General features: G+C 62.6%; 18 protein-coding genes and 1 pseudogene. 9 read left to right on the forward strand and 10 right to left on the reverse strand.

The features are described from left to right. Positions 1 to 114: 114 nt before the first annotated feature. From PKE85_RS00765 to PKE85_RS00785, 5 genes are all read right to left on the reverse strand, one after another. Positions 115 to 432 carry a hypothetical protein gene (locus PKE85_RS00765; RefSeq protein WP_271202886.1) on the reverse strand — a complete coding sequence of 106 codons (318 nt, stop codon included), beginning with the start codon at positions 430 to 432 and terminating at the stop codon, positions 115 to 117. A gap of 324 nt (positions 433 to 756) precedes the next feature. After that, positions 757 to 1035 (reverse strand): hypothetical protein, encoded by a 279-nt coding sequence (locus tag PKE85_RS00770; RefSeq protein WP_271202887.1) that lies wholly within the window; start codon positions 1033 to 1035, stop codon positions 757 to 759. Beyond that, positions 1032 to 1400 (reverse strand): hypothetical protein, encoded by a 369-nt coding sequence (locus PKE85_RS00775; protein ID WP_271202888.1) that lies wholly within the window; start codon positions 1398 to 1400, stop codon positions 1032 to 1034. Before PKE85_RS00775 ends, PKE85_RS00770 begins: the two co-directional genes overlap by 4 nt. Next, positions 1397 to 1768, reverse strand: a complete 372-nt coding sequence (locus tag PKE85_RS00780; RefSeq protein ID WP_271202889.1) for a hypothetical protein — start codon at positions 1766 to 1768, stop codon at positions 1397 to 1399. The genes PKE85_RS00775 and PKE85_RS00780 overlap by 4 nt, the downstream gene beginning before the upstream one ends. Then, positions 1765 to 2460: a hypothetical protein gene (locus PKE85_RS00785; protein ID WP_271202890.1), complete on the reverse strand. Its 696-nt coding sequence runs from the start codon at positions 2458 to 2460 to the stop codon at positions 1765 to 1767. Before PKE85_RS00785 ends, PKE85_RS00780 begins: the two co-directional genes overlap by 4 nt. 330 nt (positions 2461 to 2790) lie before the next feature. On the opposite strand from PKE85_RS00785, the gene PKE85_RS00790 reads away from it, so the two are divergent. Beyond that, positions 2791 to 3351 (forward strand): hypothetical protein, encoded by a 561-nt coding sequence (locus PKE85_RS00790; protein ID WP_271202891.1) that lies wholly within the window; start codon positions 2791 to 2793, stop codon positions 3349 to 3351. On the opposite strand, the gene PKE85_RS00795 is transcribed toward PKE85_RS00790, so the two are convergent. Together PKE85_RS00795 and PKE85_RS00800 are read right to left on the reverse strand one after the other, a co-directional pair. After that, complete coding sequence (locus tag PKE85_RS00795) at positions 3348 to 3566, reverse strand: hypothetical protein (protein ID WP_271202892.1); 219 nt, start codon at positions 3564 to 3566, stop codon at positions 3348 to 3350. The two genes, PKE85_RS00790 and PKE85_RS00795, sit on opposite strands and share 4 nt — an antisense overlap. Positions 3567 to 3655: 89 nt before the next feature. Next, positions 3656 to 4735 (reverse strand): hypothetical protein, encoded by a 1080-nt coding sequence (locus tag PKE85_RS00800; RefSeq protein WP_271202893.1) that lies wholly within the window; start codon positions 4733 to 4735, stop codon positions 3656 to 3658. Positions 4736 to 5363: 628 nt separating this feature from the next. Between PKE85_RS00800 and PKE85_RS00805 the strand changes: the two genes are divergently transcribed. From PKE85_RS00805 to PKE85_RS00815, 3 genes are all read left to right on the forward strand, one after another. Further along, positions 5364 to 5738: a hypothetical protein gene (locus tag PKE85_RS00805; protein ID WP_271202894.1), complete on the forward strand. Its 375-nt coding sequence runs from the start codon at positions 5364 to 5366 to the stop codon at positions 5736 to 5738. Between the two features lie 898 nt (positions 5739 to 6636). Continuing rightward, positions 6637 to 7503 carry a hypothetical protein gene (locus PKE85_RS00810; protein WP_271202895.1) on the forward strand — a complete coding sequence of 289 codons (867 nt, stop codon included), beginning with the start codon at positions 6637 to 6639 and terminating at the stop codon, positions 7501 to 7503. A gap of 124 nt (positions 7504 to 7627) precedes the next feature. Beyond that, the gene (locus PKE85_RS00815; protein WP_271202896.1) at positions 7628 to 7903 is read left to right on the forward strand and encodes a hypothetical protein; all 276 of its coding nucleotides are present in this window, start codon (positions 7628 to 7630) and stop codon (positions 7901 to 7903) included. Here the strand turns inward: PKE85_RS00815 and PKE85_RS00820 are convergent. Next, complete coding sequence (locus PKE85_RS00820) at positions 7900 to 12012, reverse strand: bifunctional DNA primase/polymerase (protein ID WP_271202897.1); 4113 nt, start codon at positions 12010 to 12012, stop codon at positions 7900 to 7902. The two genes, PKE85_RS00815 and PKE85_RS00820, sit on opposite strands and share 4 nt — an antisense overlap. A 502-nt stretch (positions 12013 to 12514) precedes the next feature. Here PKE85_RS00820 and PKE85_RS00825 point away from each other — a divergent pair. Together PKE85_RS00825 and PKE85_RS00830 are read left to right on the forward strand one after the other, a co-directional pair. Then, complete coding sequence (locus tag PKE85_RS00825; protein ID WP_271202898.1) at positions 12515 to 12844, forward strand: hypothetical protein; 330 nt, start codon at positions 12515 to 12517, stop codon at positions 12842 to 12844. A 74-nt stretch (positions 12845 to 12918) separates the two neighbouring features. Then, positions 12919 to 13047, forward strand: coding sequence for a hypothetical protein (locus tag PKE85_RS00830; protein WP_271202899.1), 129 nt, complete (start codon positions 12919 to 12921; stop codon positions 13045 to 13047). Here the strand turns inward: PKE85_RS00830 and PKE85_RS00835 are convergent, their stop codons facing one another. Together PKE85_RS00835 and PKE85_RS00840 are read right to left on the reverse strand one after the other, a co-directional pair. Beyond that, complete coding sequence (locus PKE85_RS00835; protein ID WP_271202900.1) at positions 13048 to 13989, reverse strand: DUF4365 domain-containing protein; 942 nt, start codon at positions 13987 to 13989, stop codon at positions 13048 to 13050. Further along, a pseudogene (locus PKE85_RS00840) lies at positions 13986 to 14162 on the reverse strand (SOS response-associated peptidase); the annotation flags it as partial. The gene PKE85_RS00835 and the pseudogene PKE85_RS00840, both read right to left, overlap by 4 nt. Before the next feature lie 207 nt (positions 14163 to 14369). On the opposite strand from PKE85_RS00840, the gene PKE85_RS00845 reads away from it, so the two are divergent. The 3 genes from PKE85_RS00845 to PKE85_RS00855 all read left to right on the forward strand — a co-directional run bounded on the left by PKE85_RS00845 (position 14370) and on the right by PKE85_RS00855 (position 18521). Beyond that, a complete protein-coding gene (locus tag PKE85_RS00845) occupies positions 14370 to 15872 on the forward strand; it encodes a DNA cytosine methyltransferase (protein WP_271202901.1) in 1503 nt (500 codons plus the stop codon). Between the two features lie 187 nt (positions 15873 to 16059). Further along, positions 16060 to 17223, forward strand: a complete 1164-nt coding sequence (locus tag PKE85_RS00850; protein ID WP_271202902.1) for an McrB family protein — start codon at positions 16060 to 16062, stop codon at positions 17221 to 17223. Continuing rightward, a complete protein-coding gene (locus PKE85_RS00855) occupies positions 17223 to 18521 on the forward strand; it encodes an McrC family protein (RefSeq protein ID WP_271202903.1) in 1299 nt (432 codons plus the stop codon). Before PKE85_RS00850 ends, PKE85_RS00855 begins: the two co-directional genes overlap by 1 nt. Positions 18522 to 18532: the final 11 nt, after the last annotated feature.

The raw sequence follows: 18532 nt of genomic DNA on the forward strand, positions 1-18532 counted from the left end.
GGGCCGTTTTGCGTCATATCTGACACATCGGGGGGCACGAAAAAGGGGCCAAACGGCCCCTAAATCGGTTTCCCCCACATGCCCAGCGAGTTCATTCCATGAGTTGCGGATAACTCATGGGCGCGTAGTCGGCGGCTCGCCAGACGAAGCGGCGGCCTTCTCCGCCTTGCGACGAGCTTGTGAAATCGCGGTGGTCGAGACCCCATAGCGCGCCGCAACAACGCCCTGCGTCGCGCCATTGAGCTCGATGGCGAGCTCCGGCCACTCGGGCAGCTTGCGCTTGCCGGTCCTCTTCGGCGTCGCCGGGATGGAGTGCGCGACGCAGATCGCTGCGACCTTCCACTCCGCCATGCTCAGCAGCCCGGCGATCTCGGCGCGCGTGCTGCCGACTTCAGCGAGCGCGCGGATCCGACGGACGGTGTCGTCGGTCACGTCGCCCTCCAGCTAATGCTTTGCGAGACAGTTCCAGGATGGTCGCGCTTGTATTGATCGCTGATGACTTCGAAGAGCTCCCGGACGCCGGGGGCGAGATGGCTGACAACCCAGTTTCTCGCGCTCCAGCGAGGGTCATTTGACGGTCGCAGCTGCGCCTCCAAGGCTTCCACCCGAGCTTTGAGGTCGTCGAGTTCTGCCATCACGCACCCACCAAGAAGTCTGAGATCACATCCGCATCGTCATCGCGGTCGCGGCTGAGCTCAGCAAGCGTCGGCGTCGCAATCGCCGGCTAGTGCACGTCCCCGGTCCACCCCATGCCCGTCAGCCGGCGATAGACCGGCCGCAGGCGATCAGCGACGTCCGCCCGGCAGTATGTCGCCACGTCATCGAGCCGGCCCTCGCGGACGGGCGTTCGCAGCAGAGGCAGCGCCGGCCACCGAGCTCGTAGTAGGCGACGACCTCGATGACGCGAGCGACATCCGGCTTCACCGCGACCGGCGCGGCCACGGGCGACGGGCGTTCTGCGACGCGCAGCCACGCGGCGATCGCGGCCACGAAAGCGGCGAAGCCGATGCCAAGCCATGCGGCGGCGGGGATCATGCGGCCCTCGCTTGCTTGAGGGCACCGGCCAGGCGGAGCCGGTAGCCCCACGCCTCCTGGAGCGCTTCCGACGGCCAGCGGAGATCGATCTCGCCCAGCTCATCCGCGACCGAGCGAATGATCGCGCCTTCGGCGATCTCAGAGGCGGCGTTGACGTGCCCGGCGATGGCCTCCTCGACGAGCTCGAGCCAGCCGATGTGGGCGCTGATCCGGACCGCCGCGCCGATGCCCTCGGGGCGCTCGACGTCGGCCGGGATCAGCATGCGCTGCATCTCGGGATTGCGGTGGTCGCGAATGACGCGCATCGGCGTGACGCCGGCGGTCGCGCTCCAGAGATCGATGATGACGAGGTCGACCCTATTCACGACGCGGACCCCTCACCGGGCGCCTGGATCAGCGCGCCGACGGTCATCAGGCGGCGCGCGAGATCAGCCTTGCCAGTTATCTGCATCACGCGGACCAGCCGGCCGACCTCGATGAGCGCGAGGCCCATGTCGCCGTCGGTCGCGGGCGCTGCCAACACGTTGCGGAGGCTCTCGAGCTTCGCCAGCTCCTCTTCGTGGCGGCGGCGTGAAAGCGTCATGACGTCGTCGATCACCCGCTCCGCGCCCTGCAGCTGCGCGGCGGCCGCCTTGCGCGCGGCATCGGCGGCGGCGCGGTCCTCGTCCTCGATCGAGGCCATGAGGAGGCGCATGTATTCCGCCTCGTCGCTGTAATCCTGGCTGTAGTTCACTTGCCGCCCCGCTTGGCCTTGAGGGCGGAAACGCGCGCCTCGAGCTCGCGCTGATTGGCTGCGCCGTCGCGTTTGACGGATGGCGTCGCCATGCCGGCCTCGATCGCGGCCGCGAGGTAGGGGTCATCGCCGGCCCGCTTGAGAAGCTCTGCGTTGGCGGCCATCTCGGCGGCGGTAGTGGTGGGAACGGCCGGCTTGACCATAATGACAGGCGGGGGCTCGGCGCGCGCGCGGCTGCGGAGATCGAGACCGCGGATCGGCTCGTCGCCATATCCGGCGTCAGGGGCCGCACCCTTGAAAGGGTCAGTCCACCCGTCATCGACCACAGCTTCCGCGCCCGTGGCGAGATCGTAGGGGTCGCTCTCGGTCGTGTCGATGGACCGGATCAGCGCGACTTCGCCGTCGCTGTCGTCGGCGTCGAAAGCGTCACCGGCCTCGTCGGCGCCGGCGACACGCATCAGACGGCGCATGAGCAGCGACACGTCGGCTTCGAGAGCCCGCAGACGCTTGATGGGGGCGTCTCCGTTCGCGATCAGGCTCATGCCGGCGGCCTCGAGATCGGCCAGCGCCTGCTCCAGCGAGGGGACAGTCACCTGCGTAGCCCGCTCCTCCGCCGCGACCGGAAGCATAGCCGCGACCACCGGGGCCGAGGGCTGGGCATTGGGGACGCCGGGGCGGCGGGGAGCGGGCATCTGGGAATCCCTGGGACGATCGTTGACGCTCAACGATGAGTCCGGCTCGTCTTGGTGTCAACGGCTCGAAGCCTGTCAACATTGTAATGGCGATCCGGTTGCATCGATCTCAGCCCGATAGAATCGGCACGAGAGGCCCGAAAATTTATTTTCGGCGACATCGTTTCAGGGCTGCAACCAAAGTTTATTGTCGTCCTGTCAACATTGACATGGACCGCGTGCGATCCCTTATCGGAATACGCTGATCCTCAAATACAAGGATTGCTAGTTGCTTTCGCCGCTCGCGAGTAAGATGAAGGCCTCGATCCGGCGCACATGGCGCCAGGGGGCTTGGAGACGGACGAAATGGGAAAGTTGGTATCTCTCCTCGCGGCGGCATTTCGGGCCGTCACGAGCGCTCTAATCGGCTCGTGGGTGCTCGTCCGCGAGGCCGGAAAGCGTATTTTGCGGTGGGTGCCGGGCGCGGCTCAGCCGCCGATGCCTGTCGCGCCCACACCGGTCGCGGAGCCGGAGGCGGAGGAGGTCGCGGACGGGCTGAAGAGATGGTGCCGCGAGCGCCTCGCCGGCGCGGAACCCCGCCTGCCGCGCGGCGTCACGCCGGAGGTCGCCCGCTGGGCGGCGCGGCTGATCGCGGACGAGCTGGCGCTGGTGAGCCGGGCATCGCCGTCGGCGATCTCCGCTCACCTCGGTGGTGGCCGGCAGCTCGGCATGGTGCGGCCGCTGCTGACCGTCGTCGAGAGCTCGGAGGCCGAGAGGCTGGCGGCGCGTGAGGCTCGGAAGCGCGAAATGCGGGCGGCGATCGATCGCTCGGCGGCCGCAGATCTTCGGCGCCGGGCGCGGTGGGCGGAGCTCGACGGCGAGGCGGCCGAGGCCCCGCGACTGGCGATTTAGGCCCGGCCTTCGGCGACCAGCTCGCGCAAGAGCTCGATCTCCTCGCCCATCGCGGCCATGTCCGCCTCATAGGCCGCCCGGTCACCACGCCGGGCGGCCCTTTCATTTTCGAGGGCTCGCTGCAACTGCGCGATCACGCTGTTAGCCTCACGCGTGACCTCGGCGATCCGGTCATTCGCGGTGCGCAGCGTGATCGCTTCGGTCAGGCTCAGCATGTCAGTCTCCATGGGGCCGCGGAATCTCGGCCGACTCCCCACCTTAGCCCGCCACTCCCTGCGTCGGGATTGCGGAAATCGTTCAATTTCTAACGACCCGTTGCTTTTCTCGCGCCTGGATAGGGCATGACCGGCGCCGCGGTCGTGGCCCTCTGCGCTGCCTGCGCCAGACCGGCGGCGCGCGCCTGCGCATCGGCGATGATCCTAGCTGCCTCGGCCTTTGCCTCTTCCCGGATCGCCTGCGCCTCCAGCAGCGCTTTCGCCGCCTTCAGCCTGTCGTCGACGGCGTCATCGCGGTCTCGCTTACGCGCTGTTTCGAAACCCGCCGCCCGACGCACCGGATGGACCGGCTTGGCCGACGCTCCCGACCCGAGAGTGCGCTTCACCCGCACCCGCTTGTCCCCGACGGCCTTGAAGTCGACGAGCGTCGCCTCCTCGACGGCGTGGGTCACGACCCCGCCCGGGATCTGCCGGTATTGAAAGCGGAAATCGCTATCGAGCTCCGGGTCGGTGAGGTCCTTGATGGACCGGTCGAGGTAGTCCCGCTTGAACAGGTTGAAATCCATCTCCGCGATGGTCTCCCCCCAAGCCTTGAGTTTGCCGTCCTCGAACTTGAAGCGAGACCGGGGCATGTCGGTCTTCTTCACGCCGACGGCCCTCCGCTTCTTTAGGTCGGCCAGGTGCGCGACCAGCAGCGCGACCGCCACCTGTCGCCGCTGCGCTAGGAAGACGTTGGCGGGGATCTCGAGCTCCAGGCCAGGCACGCAGGCGGCGATTGGCCTCAGCAGCGAGGTCACATTGGCGACGACCTTTCCGCCTTTCCTCCTGATGGACCCGGGCTCATAGAAAGCGAAGTCGAACAGCCGCCCGCCGTTCAGCTCTTTTATCTCCGACCAGATCACCGCGCGCTCGACGATATCCCGCAGCGCCTTCGCACAGTCATCGAGCCTGACCCCGGACCGGGCCTCCAGCAGGTCCTTCTCGAACCGGGCGACCACCCGCCGCCGGCCATCAATGATCTCGCTCGCCGGCTCCACCGACCCGATGCACGACACCAGCGCCCATGCGAGCCGCTGGTCGCGGCCGCTAAGGGACGGCAGCATAACCCGGTCCGCGACCTCCAGCGGCAGCGGGACGGACTTCGAGACAAGCTGCTTGAGACGACCCAAAACGCCCTCCTGAGGGCCTCCACCAGCGTCCCAAAATACGCTCAAACGGCGAAAACGGCAAATCCCCTCAATTTGCAGCGCCCAAAGCCCACTTTTTGCCAAACCGCAGAGCTAAACCCGGCCCATATATAATATATAGATAACTCTTAGGGATCGTCCCGGCTTCCTGCGCTGCGGGGTTTCGCGCGCTGAACGCCTTCGTTATCGCTCCGCCGCTGGGCGGGCCTTCGGTGGGGTTTCGCGAAGGGAAATCATCGGTGGCGCCACAGAGCTCCGTCAAGGGTTTCGAGCAGTACGGCCTCCGCTGCCGCTCCCGGCCTTTTCATCGTCTGGGTGACGCTCAGAAATTGCCCGCTGACAGCTGATTTTCTTTTGGATGCTGAAGGCGTCGTCTCCGGCCTGACGGCCGGAGAGAAGTGCCCCCGCTGTCTTCCCTTAAGGGATTGCAGGGCCACCGATGAAGGCTTGAAGGGCTTTCCCTTCCGCCGACGGGTTAGCATCTCTCCGCGCGGCCGATGCCCCGCCAGACCCTTCGGAATTGAGCGTCTCACCGCGCGCCGGCGGCTGTGGCGCGCCCCGTGACGCGTCACGATTTGTGGCTTGCTACGCCGGCCTGCAGACTGCCTGGATGAGCAAGGAAGCTATCCAGCGCTGGAAGGACCACCAGGAGCGCGACCGCGTCCGCTCGCTAGCCTACCGGCGGAACGCTCTGCAGATCGGACGACCTCTTCCCGCCGCCGTCGACCGCGCCATCGCCGAGGCCGTCGCAAAGGTCTGGGGCGACCGCATCGCCACCATCGCCGGCAACGATCGAAGTGAAGGCGTCCGCCGCAAGGCCTCCATGGAGCCGATCAGCGCCCACAAGATCGCAGAGGCGGCGGTCGAGATCCTCGCCGAGAAGCAGCGCCGAAAGCTCGGTTCGGTCGTCGACCTAACCGTCATCGGCCGCGCCGTAATGGCCCGCCTCAGGCCCCCGCTGCCGCGTGCGCCGCGCGTCGTGTAACACCTTTCCGGAGGATGTCGTCACACGATGCGACACGTGGCGACATCCGAAGAAGTAACGGGGGCGCGGGTCGAACGAACCCCTAAAGAAACGGCGTCCAATCCCGGTTTTCCGCGCCCTGACTCTTGTCAGTTACAGGCGGCGCACGTAAGATTCAGATGCTCGCCTTGGATGGCCAGCAAAGAGCCCCGCGCGCTCGGCCACAAAGCGCGGACTACTGCAGTCCCGCCGCCCGAAAGGGCGCGCGGGGCTCTGCATTTTAGGGCCATGCATTTCACTCTAGACGCTCGCTGCAATGGCTGAGCTTCTGGATGCATGCCCGGTAAAAGCCTCATCCAGGTCGATAAGCGCGCAGCGGACAAGCTCCACGCCGACATCACGAAATTTGCGGACAATCGCATCCGCCGCGCCCACGCGTTCGCCCTGAACAAGGCCGCGATCGAGCTCCAGAAGGAGCAGCGCGCGGCGGTCAAGCAGCACCTGGATCGCCCGACGCCCTTTTTCCTGAAGGGCGCATCGCTCATGACCAATATCGACCTCGACGGCAACGCGCCCCTTGAGATCGAGATCGAGCCGTCCGAGGCCGTCAACCCGCGCCTCAAGTACCAGATCCTCGGCGGCGATCGTGAGGCTGGCGACGTCGGACCGGCCAACACCCACGTGCCGATCCCGAACTGGAACGCCTTGCAGTCGTCGGTTGCTCGTGGAGCCGGCGTACGCATCACCAAGAACGCCTACGGCAACATGCCGAAGACGGCCTACGGGCGCGTCATGGCGGCGATCACCCGCGACAAGAAGAAGTCCCCGAAGAAGCGCTCAGCCCGCCTGTTCATGGGCGTCATCGAGGGTGTGTACGGCATATGGGCGCTGCCGAAGTACCAGCGCAACGACGCCGAGCATGACCGCGGGCGATCTCGACGAGATGGTCAACACGCGCTTCAACGCACTCAACGCCTCGCTCGCCCAGCTGAATCAGAAGGTTTTGCTGGTCAAAGCGATGGTCGACACGCACGAGACCAAGATCGCGGAGCTCGACGGCAAATCGGCCGACCTGCAGACGAGCGTCGACGGCGTCAGCGTGCAGATCGATGCGGTCCGCGAGGACCTTGAGACGCTGACCGACCGGGTCGACGGCATCGGGATCCCGACGTCGTCGCAGATCCAGGTCAATGTCCACGGCGTGGCTCAGTCGCTGCAAGCCTTCGTCGACACGACTGTCGACGCGGTGGAGGAGGTCGACCAGACCCCTCCGCTTGCTTCGGAGATCGAGTACACGCCCACAGACACGGTCGCGGACGCGCTGGATTCGCTCGGGTCGCGGGTGACAGCCCTCGAGAACGCCGGCGGGAGCGGTGGCGGAGGGACCGGTGGTGGCGGCGCCGACGAGCGGAACGCGGACGCGATCCCGATGTTCGAGGGCGCGGCGGAGACGGTGTCTGACGCCATCACCGACCTCCTCAACCGAGACGGCGAGCAGACCGTCGCTCGGACCGCCTTGGCCGACCGCGTCACGACGCTGGAGCAGGCGCCGCCCCCGCAGGTTTCGGCCGACGACGTGCTGATGCCGGTCAGCAACTCACCCGTCTCCAGCGAGATCACCGCGATCGGCGCGCCCCTCGATGCCCTGGCTCCGCAGATCGCCCAGATCGGCAGCGACGTCAGCTCGAACACCACGGCGATCACGGACATCTACGCCCAGATCGGCATCATCGCCAATCAGATGTCCAATGTCATGGATAGGCTCAATACGCTGGAAGCATCCTGATCGCGGCCAAGTCCAAGAGAAAGTTACTAGTGGGAAGTCATCGCACTAGTACCTTAAAATATATTTTGACGCTCGCTGTATCGCCTTCGACCGTCAATCCAACGCACTTCGATGCTGGATTGATATGGCCCAGGCGTATCCTGACTACGAGAAAGACAGAGCGGAACTTATGATGTCGGTCGCCAATGTCATTGCGGCGCGCCGCATGTCACTCGACGACGTCAAGGAGGCATTTAAGGTCAACGGTGCTCAGGCCTGCGACCTAAAATGCGCCAACGCGAATACGACGATGGCCGTCAAGAAGCTCCAGTGGATCGCCTACCGGCTGCACATCGATTCCAGCCAGCATCTCAAAATGCCCTCAGCGCGCCAGATGAAAGAGCGCCTGCGGGCCGCCTAACCCGTCCACTCGGCGGCGATCTCCTGCAACTGGTCGTCGTCGAGCGGGATCTCGCAAGGCGCGATGCTCGGACCGTCAATCCAAGTCGCGATCACAGTCGGCTTCGCAACCTCGGCCTCGGACGTGCCGCCGGTCTCACACTGAGCGCCCATCTCGAGGACCAAGGGCTCCACCGCATCGTCGGCGGCCGCCTGCGAAGCCTCGATCGCGATCCGATCAAGCTCTTCAGCCGGATAGCCTGTGATCCGCTTGATCGCGGCGTCGTCCGCGAGGTGCGAGAAGACGGTCGGGTCGAGGTCCGGGACATGGCGGTAGGCCTGTAGGCGCCACTCAGCGAAAAGCTCCTTCTTGGCCTTCTCAATGATCGCTTTGGTCGGAATGGCGACCTTCTTGTCGGCCTTCTCCTTCGCCCGGAGCTCGGCGACGCGCTGTTCGATCATCAGCTGTGCGGCCGGCTCAATCGCATCGTCTTCGGCATCGATAGGAGCCTGCGCGGACGTGATCTCCCCGGCGATGCGGCGCGCCTCGGCCGGTCCGGCGTGCTTGACCATATCGGCGTCATGGAAAATCTCGTCCACGATGACTGACGACGGCAGGGCGGAGCCGAGGTAGAGGACGAACGGCGGCGGCGTGTCCCCGTGTCGGTACACATTTCTCGGGCGTCCGACGCCCTGAATGATCTCCTCGTCGCGCCAGCCCTGGTCAACGAAGCGGCCGAAGCCCGCGGGCATCTCGGGCACCTGGCGGATGACATCGTGGCCATTGCGGAGATGGACGACGCGATCGGTCTTGCGCCGGAACAGCTCGACCGGCTCACCCTTGTCGTCGAATTCGAGGCCCGTTCCGAAGCGGTCGAAGGGCTGCTCTGGCTCGTCGCTGTCGTAGCTGAATGCGGCCCCGATCGCGTCGTCCGTCGAGATCGGGAACTGCGAACGACCGATGATCACGACACCGGCGTGATCCTTCGCACCGTCGCGGCCGCGGACGTCGCCGAAATACATCCAGTCCGCGTTGCTCGGCGCCAGCCAAGCCTGCCGGATGATCGGCTGTGCCTTCTTGGTCGTGATGAACAGCACGCGGCCGGGCGCGCCGAAGTCGGCCGCCATCGTAATGTTGAGGCGGAGGCGAGCGACGTTCGCCTCTTTGGCCGCAATCTGTGCCGGGGTGTCCTCGGCTCGCGGGATCAGCTGGTAGTCGCTGTAGCTGCGATCGAAGCAAGCCGCGACCACCTGATGCGGGATTGCATCCACTGTGATCGGCCGGACCTTGCGGCCGAACGCCTTCTCGACGAGCTGTATGTTGGCGCTGGCGTCGAGAAGGAGGGTCGGCACGCTTCCGAAGTTCATCTTCAGCCGCTTTGAAATCCGCAGGTGCGTGTACCGCGGCCCAGTGTATGCGCGTGGGCGGTGTCCCGGCTTGGTGGCAGCCTTCTGCGCCTCGGCGGCGTCCCAGTTGCGCTTCGCCCAAAACTGAGCGCCGTTCGGGTCGCGGAGCTGGAGGCGGGCGTCCACCGTGCCGCGTGCGCCGGCCCGGGGCTCGAAGCTGCGGACGGTCTCGACCTTCTCCTTATAGTCCATCATTTCGGCTGCGGGGATGTCCCGCGCCAGTGCGACGTGGTTTTCGGCGCGCACGAGGTCGACCTTCCAGAGCTCGCGCGCGATGCGATCCTTTGCGATCTGATCCATGCGATCGAGGATAACCGAGATCAGCTGCCGTTCTGCCGTGACGCCGGCGGTCTGCTTCGGGCGGCTGTCGAGCATGGCCCTGAGCTCCTCGATCGGCATGTTCGGACGGAGCTTGCTCTCGCCATTGTGCGCCCGCGAAACACAAGCCTTCGCTGCGAGGACGTAGGCGCGACCGCTCACACGGTCCTGGTCCCTATAGTCGACCAGCATTGCGGCCGGGTCGCGGCCGGCCTCGAGCGCATCGATCACCATACGCCAAAGCGCGCGGCGCAGTTCTGCGACGCCGACCTCGTTGATCGGAGACCGAGCTGGCTTCTCGCCTTTACGAGGCTTCCGCCAGCCGAGCTCTTTCTTGAGCTCATCGGTGACGCGGCCGTCGCGAATCTCCAGCAAATCCTCGATTTTTGCCGTGTACTCGCGCGCCAAGCCGAGAGTCGGATCCTCGTCGACGATGAGGGCCACGCAGCCCTGCTTCATCCACCGAGGGGTCGAAGGCAGCGTCAGATAAGGAGCCACGACCAGGAGGATCTGGCAGTGCGCGAAGATCGCCTCCTGGTTCTTGAACGTACACTCTCCGCGCGCCCAAACATCACAGCGACGCTTGCCGCCGGGGGCGGTCTCGTCATCCTGCTCGCACAGCGCTACGGACGACATTCCAACGTCAGCCAGACGCTGAAATTCCTTGGCGTAGTGGCAGGTCTTGCAGCGGGACTTGCCCTCCGCCAGTCCGATCCGCACCTTGTCGGAGGGCCCGGTGGGGATCGGGCTGTCAGCCGTCAGAATCTCAACGCCGGGCAGGCCTTCGATCATCGCGCGTCGGCCCGCCTTCGTCGCCTTCTCCGCGGCCTCGTGCATCAAGCGATGGGTCTTGACCGAGAAGATGAGGCGCTCGCTCGCCGGCAGCTTTCGCGCCGGGGCCTGCATGATCGAGGTGAGTTCGGAGACCACGCCAGTGGTCTTGCCGGAGCCCGGCATCAGGCAGAGCGCCTCCATGTGCTCTGCAGCCGAAGGCCCCTGTAGCTCCACGCCCTCGGACGCAAGCTCCTTCTCGCGCCGATGAGCTTCGATGGCGGCCATGAGATAGCGGGCCGCGGTGATCGAGGCTGCGGCGACGTCGGTGTGGATCTTGCGGCGGTCGACCGGCAGCGCGCGCGCCGCCATGTCCTTGAGGACGTCCACGGCCTCCTTTTTCGGATAGGTGAACTGCGCCTCGCCGGTTTTGGTGTTGTAGCGCGGCTCGAACTTGGCGGGGCCGATCAGGCCGGCGAGTCGAGAGCCCTCCATGCGGTCGAAGACACCGCCCGTCTTTTCAGGCGCCGGGGGCGGAGGCGGCAGGATTTCGACGCCGCCTGAGCGGTCGCGGCGGACGCGGCTGTTCGCCGTCATCTCGCCGCGCTCCATCATCGGGCAGACGCGCGCCAGGCGCATGCTGATCTCGCGCAGCAGGAAGCCGTCGGTCCAACGGCCGCTGCGCTCGGCTTTCGCGCAGAACGCGTCGAACACGATGCGCGCGAGCTCGGCGTAGTCGTTGTCGGAATAGCGCTGGCTGTCGTTGGCGCGAACGGTCTCCCAGACGAGCTTCGTGAGAAACTTCTCGCGCCCGTCGGTGATCAGATTCGAGCGTGGATCTTCGTACCAGTCCTTAGTCGTGGCCGGCAGATCCGGGACCACCTTCGTGCCCGTCTTCGACGAGATAGCCGTGAGGCCGAGCGTGTAGTGCTTCGCCGGCGGGTTGAAGATCAGGTTCAGCTCGGCGAGCTTGCGCTCGAACTTCCCGAGCTCCTCCTCAGTGGTGACCGGGAGCTCCATCGGCGAGATCTGGCAGGGGTGCTCAAGCCACTGGAAGCGTGAGCCGCTCGAATGGTGGCGGCCGTAAAATGTGACGGTCGACGCTTTCGCCAGGATCTCGACCATGTGCTCGGAGGCGACGGCTGGGTCGCCGTCCTTCGACAGCACGTGCGAGCGCTTGTTGAAGCTCGCTTCGCGATCAAGCCGGTAGAACAGCATGATCTTCGGCGCGTTGCCGATGCGCCGGTAGTCGGTGTGCCCGAGTGTGCGGGTGATCAAGTTCTCGATCTCGACCGAGAGGCGCTCATCGGTGACGTCGACGTCGATGGCGATCGCGTTGCCCGATGACGGCCCCATGATAGCGGCGACGTTGTGGGTGCTGGCGTGCCAGCACCACTTATTCATCAGCTCGTCGGCCGGGCGCTCGGTCTGATATTTGGACCAGGCAATGACCTCGCCCTCGATGCGCGCCGGCATGCGGCGGCCGGTCCGCTCCTGCGGGTAGACCGACCAGTCGCGCTTGTGCAGCTCCGGGGCGTAGATCTGGAAAAAGGATTCGCCGAACTGCTCGGAAGTGACGACGAATTCCTCGCCGGTCTCCTCGAAGCGCTGGGCGAAATACTCGCGGAGGTCCATCAGCGCGCCTCACCGGCGGCGGACAGAATCCGATCGTGAGCGGACGCACGAATGCGCTCCGCGAAAACCCTGATCCCCATGGGAAGGTCGCTCAAGCACTTTGGATGGCACAATCGGCAGGGGCCACCCCGCCGACCCACGTAGAGTCCCACCGAACCGCGCGCGCCACAAGAAAAATCTCATCGGCGCGGAAAGAAAGTCCGCGCGAGGATTCAGAGTCCTGGGACTTTCAAACTAATCATGGCCGCAAAAATCGGCTGGAGGCCCTGCGGCTGTTGAGGGTGAGGCAACAAATAGCAAGATACAACTTGCAACTTGTTGCCCTAAAAATCTTCAAACCGCCTGCAATCAGGTACAGCTATCCCTCAAACGGCGTGATCGTAGAAGGCGAAAAGTTGTCGAATAAATCGCTATCCCTCGTTTAACCCTAGTGCGATGTAGAGACCGGTGGGAGAATCCCTCTAGTGCGATGCAATTCGCGTTCGCGTAAGGGTTTCTACGCATGCCGATCAACGGGAAGTTCGTTTCCGACCGGTCCCGCACTGAGAAGGAAGAGCGCCTCGAGAGGATCCGCTTTATGGCGGAGAAGTTCGACCTCTCAGGCGGAGACATCATCTACTCCGGACGCCGGTATCCGGACAAAAAGTTCCAGGAGCTGATGTCCCGGCGCTGGGAGGGCCTTGGCGGCGAGAAGGCGTTTTTGATCGAGGACGCCGTCCTGATATCCATCGGCACCTACCCCGAGTTCCCTCGCCTCGAATGGCCGGAGAACATCGACCCATACCGGGCTCGAGGCCCGCGTGGGGCCACCGCCTTCGCCACGGCGGCGTGACGTGCATCCTCGCTCGCAGAAATCTCGACATCATCATCTAGGCGCAGCTGCACGGGACGCTGGTCGACGACCGTGTGAAGGAGCCCTGGTATAGGGATTTCCGCAGGCGCTTCGTCGAGGCCAAGAAGGGCTGGCAGGAGCGGAAACGGCTGAAGGATCTGGCGGAAGCCGAGCCCTACAGCGAGACGCTCGACGCGGTCTAATCACCTTTCGGGGTCGGACATCCGCTCTTGGTGTTCCCACTCCATGTCCTCGTGCCAGGCCTTGTTCTGCGCGTACTCCGCATACTCGGCTGCGCCCATGGTCTCTGGCGAAGGATCCGGTAGCTCAGGCTCGTCGTTCGGTTCGGCTCCCTCTCGGTAGAACTCCTCGAGCTTAAGCAGCGCCAGGCCGAGCTCGTTCAATTCCCCCCGGAATGTGTGCACCGTGACCTCGGCGTCCGCCTCATGCGGGAACAGGTGGTAGGCGAACTTCGCCCACGGAAAGAGATCAAGCACCGTCGAGAGGGATCGCGCCGGCATGTAAAAGTCGATGACGTTCTCGCCGTCGTCATCGGCGTCGTTGGGGTCGATGAAGGTCATCTTCGCGCCGCGGATGTTGAGGCTCTTGTTCACCCAGTCGTCGACGACGAGGAACACCTCACCGTTCTCGCTTGTGCGGCGTATGAGATCCGCGTCGACTGCGAGCCGCTGTTCTCGCCGGCTGCGCGGGTCCGAGGGGTCGAGACATCGCTCGATCGCCGTCCCTGAGGCCGCTGTCAGAACCTGTCGCCGCGGTATGTCGACCGTCCACGAGCCGTCGTCCTTCACCACCGCATGATGACGCTCGACGCGTCGCCATATCGTCAGTCCGGTGGTCGGATCGTGCAGGACCAGCAGGACCGGAAGCGAGTGGTTCGACCAATACTCCAGGTGCCTGGCCGACCCGCGGAAGACGACCCGATCTCCGTCAGGGCGAAAGAACGACGGTCCGGATTTGATCTGAAGGCCGACCAGCTTTCCCGTCGGCTGGTCGCCATCCATGATCTCGACGTGCGCATCGATGCCGAAATCGCTCGCGTGCTGCTCTCTGAACAGCCAGCCCATCTCGAGAAAGATCGCCTCAACGGCGTTTACGCCCCTGCGGCTGGTGTTGTCGGTCGTCACGCCGCCTCTTCCAGTCCGTCCTTCCGAGGCCCACGCGCGACGATCGTCAGCGCATCATCCGGCAGCGGCCGCTGCAGGGCCTTTGCCTCGAACCAGTCCGCCCGCAGCCAGACATCGATCTCCTCGGTGGTCGTGAGGATGACGGGCATGGCCTTTAAGTGGACTGGCATCACGGGGTGTCTGTCGACGCGGATCTCGGGCAGCATCATCCAGCGATTGTAGGCAACCGGCAGCTTTGCCTACAACAGGCGATGGGGTGGCGATCACAGCACAACCGCGAGCTGGCGGACGAGGGAGACCGGCTCGCCTGATGGCTTGCCAATTAGGCATATCGCACCTCCATAATTGCCAGCGCTCGGACCCTCCCTTATCGTGAACGGATGGAAGAAGCCGTTGATTCTCGCTTACTCGATGAAGGCTCGGAGAGCCCAAAAGACCTGAGTGCAAGGTCTTTGAAGAAGGCTGTCGAGAAAAAATCTAAACTAAGTGTGGTCTCTCTATTTGCCGGGATCGGTGGTTTCGACATAGCTTTTGAGTCTGCTGGAGCGGAAGTGCTCTTGCAGTGTGAGAGCGATAAGTATTGCCAGGCTGTTTTGAGGCGCCATTGGCCTGCAGCAGTTTTGGCTTCTGACATCCGATCACTCGACGCGTCATCGATCCCTGACGCCGATATTTGGACAGCTGGCTTTCCCTGTCAGGACGTGTCCCTCGCGCGCGGAAATCACGGCCGAAATGGCCTGACAGGAAATCACACCAGCTTATTTTTCGAACTTATGGCTCTCGTGGAGCTGAGAAGTCCAAAGATCATCGTTCTAGAGAATGTCGTTGGGCTACTTAATTCCCATCAGGGTCGGGACTTCGCAATCATCCTGCGCGAACTGACCAGTCGCGGTTATGCGGTCGCTTGGCGTGTATTGAACGCGAGGTATTTTGGCGCTCCGCAGTCTCGATCACGGGTTTTCCTGTGCGCTTGGCTGGGCGATCCAAGGCGTGCGGCGCTGTCTCTCTTCGAACCAGCTGCAAGTGCGAAGCTCGAACGAGAGCGTGCCGGATTTCTGGCTCCGAGCACCCATCACACGGGGGCGATCGTCCCTGAAGTTGCCTACTGTTTGGCGGCCACCTCAGGGCGCCACACAGGCAACGACTGGTCGCGATCGTATGTGTCATACAAGGACGGCGTTCGCCGACCGACACCGACCGAAAGTGAGCGCCTTCAGGGCTTTCCAACCAATTGGACTGTCCCGAATAGCGATTTCAGACCTCCAGCTCGCGGCTTGGATTCAGAACGATATCGAGCCATCGGGAATGCCGTGGCTGTTCCAGTCGTTCGTTGGATAGCCGACCGGATCAAGGCGGTCGAGCGCATGCGGACGTCGAAGTCCGTTGGGAATCGTTTCCCCAAAGAAGTCTTGGACGTATGTCCTGAGCTAAGGGTCGATGGTCGACTGGTCGACTTTGCTGAGATTCACAGCAAGATCGCCGTAGGCGGCTTCAGCTATCGTTGGAAGAATGGCGGATGTGCTTGGGGCGACGAGATCGTCGAAGGTAACGCCTCTCCCGCACCAGCTAATATTATACCGTCTAAGTTTGTTGATTTACTCGACCCAGACACGCCTGACACGAAATATTTTCTCACTGCGAATGCTGCAGTTGGAATTATTCGGCGTGCAGACGTGGTGGGCCGAACGTTGTTTCCGCCTATGCGCGCTGCTTTAGAAGCAATGGTCAAGAACCCCACTGAGGTCGTCGCGTCGGTGACGGCAGAGAATGCCTGGAGAGACAAGGGTGCCAAGTCCAGCGTTCGTCCGACTGGGGCCAACAAGCGCGGAAAAATCGAGACAACTCGCGCAAGCGCCCGCCGGGCCCTACGCCGCGCAGATTGATCTAACCTGCGCGCAGGTTCCAACCGATTTCGATGCAGGCTCAGAGCTTTGGCTTTGGCTCGGAAGCGATAACAATAAGGGATCTCCAACCGAGTGGGATCAGGGGATCCGCGCGCTCGCGACGTGCAAGTCGAAGTCTCAAATTGAAGGAACTCGGTCGTTCGAGCTTGAGTTAGATAATGTCTACTTGCTGCCGCGGAGCGTTGCGAAGACAGAGCTTCTTGGCGCGTCGCCCGAAACGTATGCTAGATCATTGGCAGAAGCTGCCATTGTTGGATTGAATAACTATTCGTCGCAGGTCGTACAGCTTCTGTCAGACGACGAATTCGCCACTATCGGCGCTTTGATCGCTCACCTTCTGCCGGAAACGAAAGAGGCGATAGCCGCACGCGTCCCGGGAGCGAGCGAAATATCCTTGTTTCCACGACCGGACGGCGAAGGAGCAAGCGCCGCTGACGCAGAAGCGGGCGGATCATTCACGGTGTCTGCGCCGCCGCCGCTTGAGTCTTTATTGGACGACGATGATCCAGTCCTGGTTGAGATCCGCCGCCTGCTTGAGGAAGACGGCGTCGGCGGCGTACTTTTAGTCGGGCCGCCTGGCACGGGTAAGTCTTGGTACGCTCGGCAGGCCGCCATCAAAATGGTCGAGGGCAACTCGTCCCGGATGCGCGAAGTGCAGTTTCATCCTTCATATCAGTATGAGGATTTTGTCGAAGGCTACGTGCCGGACGCCGACCGCGGCTTTCGCCTTGTGGACAAACACCTTCTGCAGATCGCCACGATGGCTCGATCTGTAGAAGGACCCGTCGTCATGGTCATCGACGAATTCAGCAGAACTGATCCTGCGCGCGTTCTTGGCGAGACCATGACGTACATGGAAACCTCACTTCGCGGCGTCGAGTTTAGCCTCCCATCTGGTCGAAAAGCGACGATCCCCGCCAATCTCGTTTTCCTCGCGACAATGAATCCAGAGGATAGGTCGGTTGATGAGATCGACGACGCCATGGATAGAAGATGGGCGAAAGTCCGCCTGCGCCCCGATGCAGACAAGTTACGCGGGTTTCTCGTGGCGAATGGGGTGCCTGGTCCGGTAGCAGGCCCCATCATCGCGATGTTCAACAATCTCCAAAGCCACATCGAGATCGGGCACGCGTTTTTTCGAACCGTCCACGATGCGGCGTCGATGACGAGGCTTTGGGAAAGCCAGCTCCAATATGTCGTGAGAAAGAAATTCCGCTTCGATCCAGATACTTTGCGCGAAATTGAAGCGTTGTGGGCTGAATGTCAGACCGCCATTTCGCCAGCTCTCGCTGATGGCGAAGCAGCGGCTGCGCCAAGCCCTGAGGCCTGATGCCGCCGGCTGCAGCCGTTCCCACCATGCCTGATCGAGGTGACAAGGTCGTCCTCGAGATGGCCTCTCGGCAGTCGATCAATCTCGACATCAAGGCGCTACTCGAGCGCGGCAAACTCGATATCTACCCGCATGTAGAAGAGCGCGGGCTGCTCTTCATCAACATTCGCCGCGATAAGATGGTGCTGTCAGCCGGCGCATATATTGGTCTCATTCCGCTGACACCAACGCTATCGATTGACGTCAAGCCCAAGCTTCCAGTCGGCAACCTAGCTCGGGTTTTAGATGTCGCTCAAGGTTCTCTGATCTCCATCCCAGGCGTGGATCGCCTATACCTTGCCAGTGAGCAAGCCAACAATAGCGTTCTGGAGTTCCTTTGTGCAAATCTATTGGATGCTTTGCGTCCGATCGAAGCCAATGGCCTTCTTAAAGAGTACGTTCGCTCAAGCTCGGTCACTAGTCATCCGAGAGGTCGGATCAATATCAGCGAGACTTTAAGCTCTTGCTGGAGCAGGGGTCAGATCCATCGGGTTAGCTCCCAGCATTTTGGCCAAACATCGAACATATCTGCTAACCGTATTATCAAATCTGCTCTTCAGCATGTGTTGGCTCGACTGAGAAGGGCTGCGGATCGCTCTCGAGAACTCACGCGGCTCGGCAATCTCGCAATCTATAATTTCCCGAAATCTATAGATCCGGCGACTGGTGGCGATTTCGCGCGATGTAAGAATATTATTTCAAATCGTTCGCTTCCTCCTGTTAGGGCATATTATTATAGAGCGATCGAAATAGCATTGATGATACTCTCAAATGGAGGCGTATCGCTTCAAGATCGCGGCAGTGACATCCTTCTGGAGTCGTTTATCCTAAATTTTGAGATCTTGTTTGAAGACTATCTCAGGCGCGTTTTGCAAAACAGACGCGTCAGAGACATCGTTGTTCGGGATGGTAATAACGAAGGAAAGAAGCCGCTTTTTGATGATGCGAGACAGCCTCCAGCTCAGCCTGATATCGTCCTCTACTCACCATCTGACCGGAAAAAATTGATAGCGGAAGTCAAATATAAAGATAAACCGTCGAGAGAAGACATTAATCAAGCGGTGACTTATGCCGTCTCCTATCGCACGGATCGAGCGATCTTAGTTCATCAAAGCCGTCCCGATGGACCCAAGGGTTTGCGGCACATCGGAACGACAAATGGCATCAGCATCGATGCATATGCCTTCGATCTGGCCAATGCAGACTTTCAACAGGAAGAACGGCTTTTCGCAGATCGTCTTTTCGGGCTGATGGTCTGATTTGGAACGCG

Source organism: Methylopila jiangsuensis (genome assembly GCF_027922305.1).
GTDB lineage: Bacteria > Pseudomonadota > Alphaproteobacteria > Rhizobiales > Methylopilaceae > Methylopila > Methylopila jiangsuensis.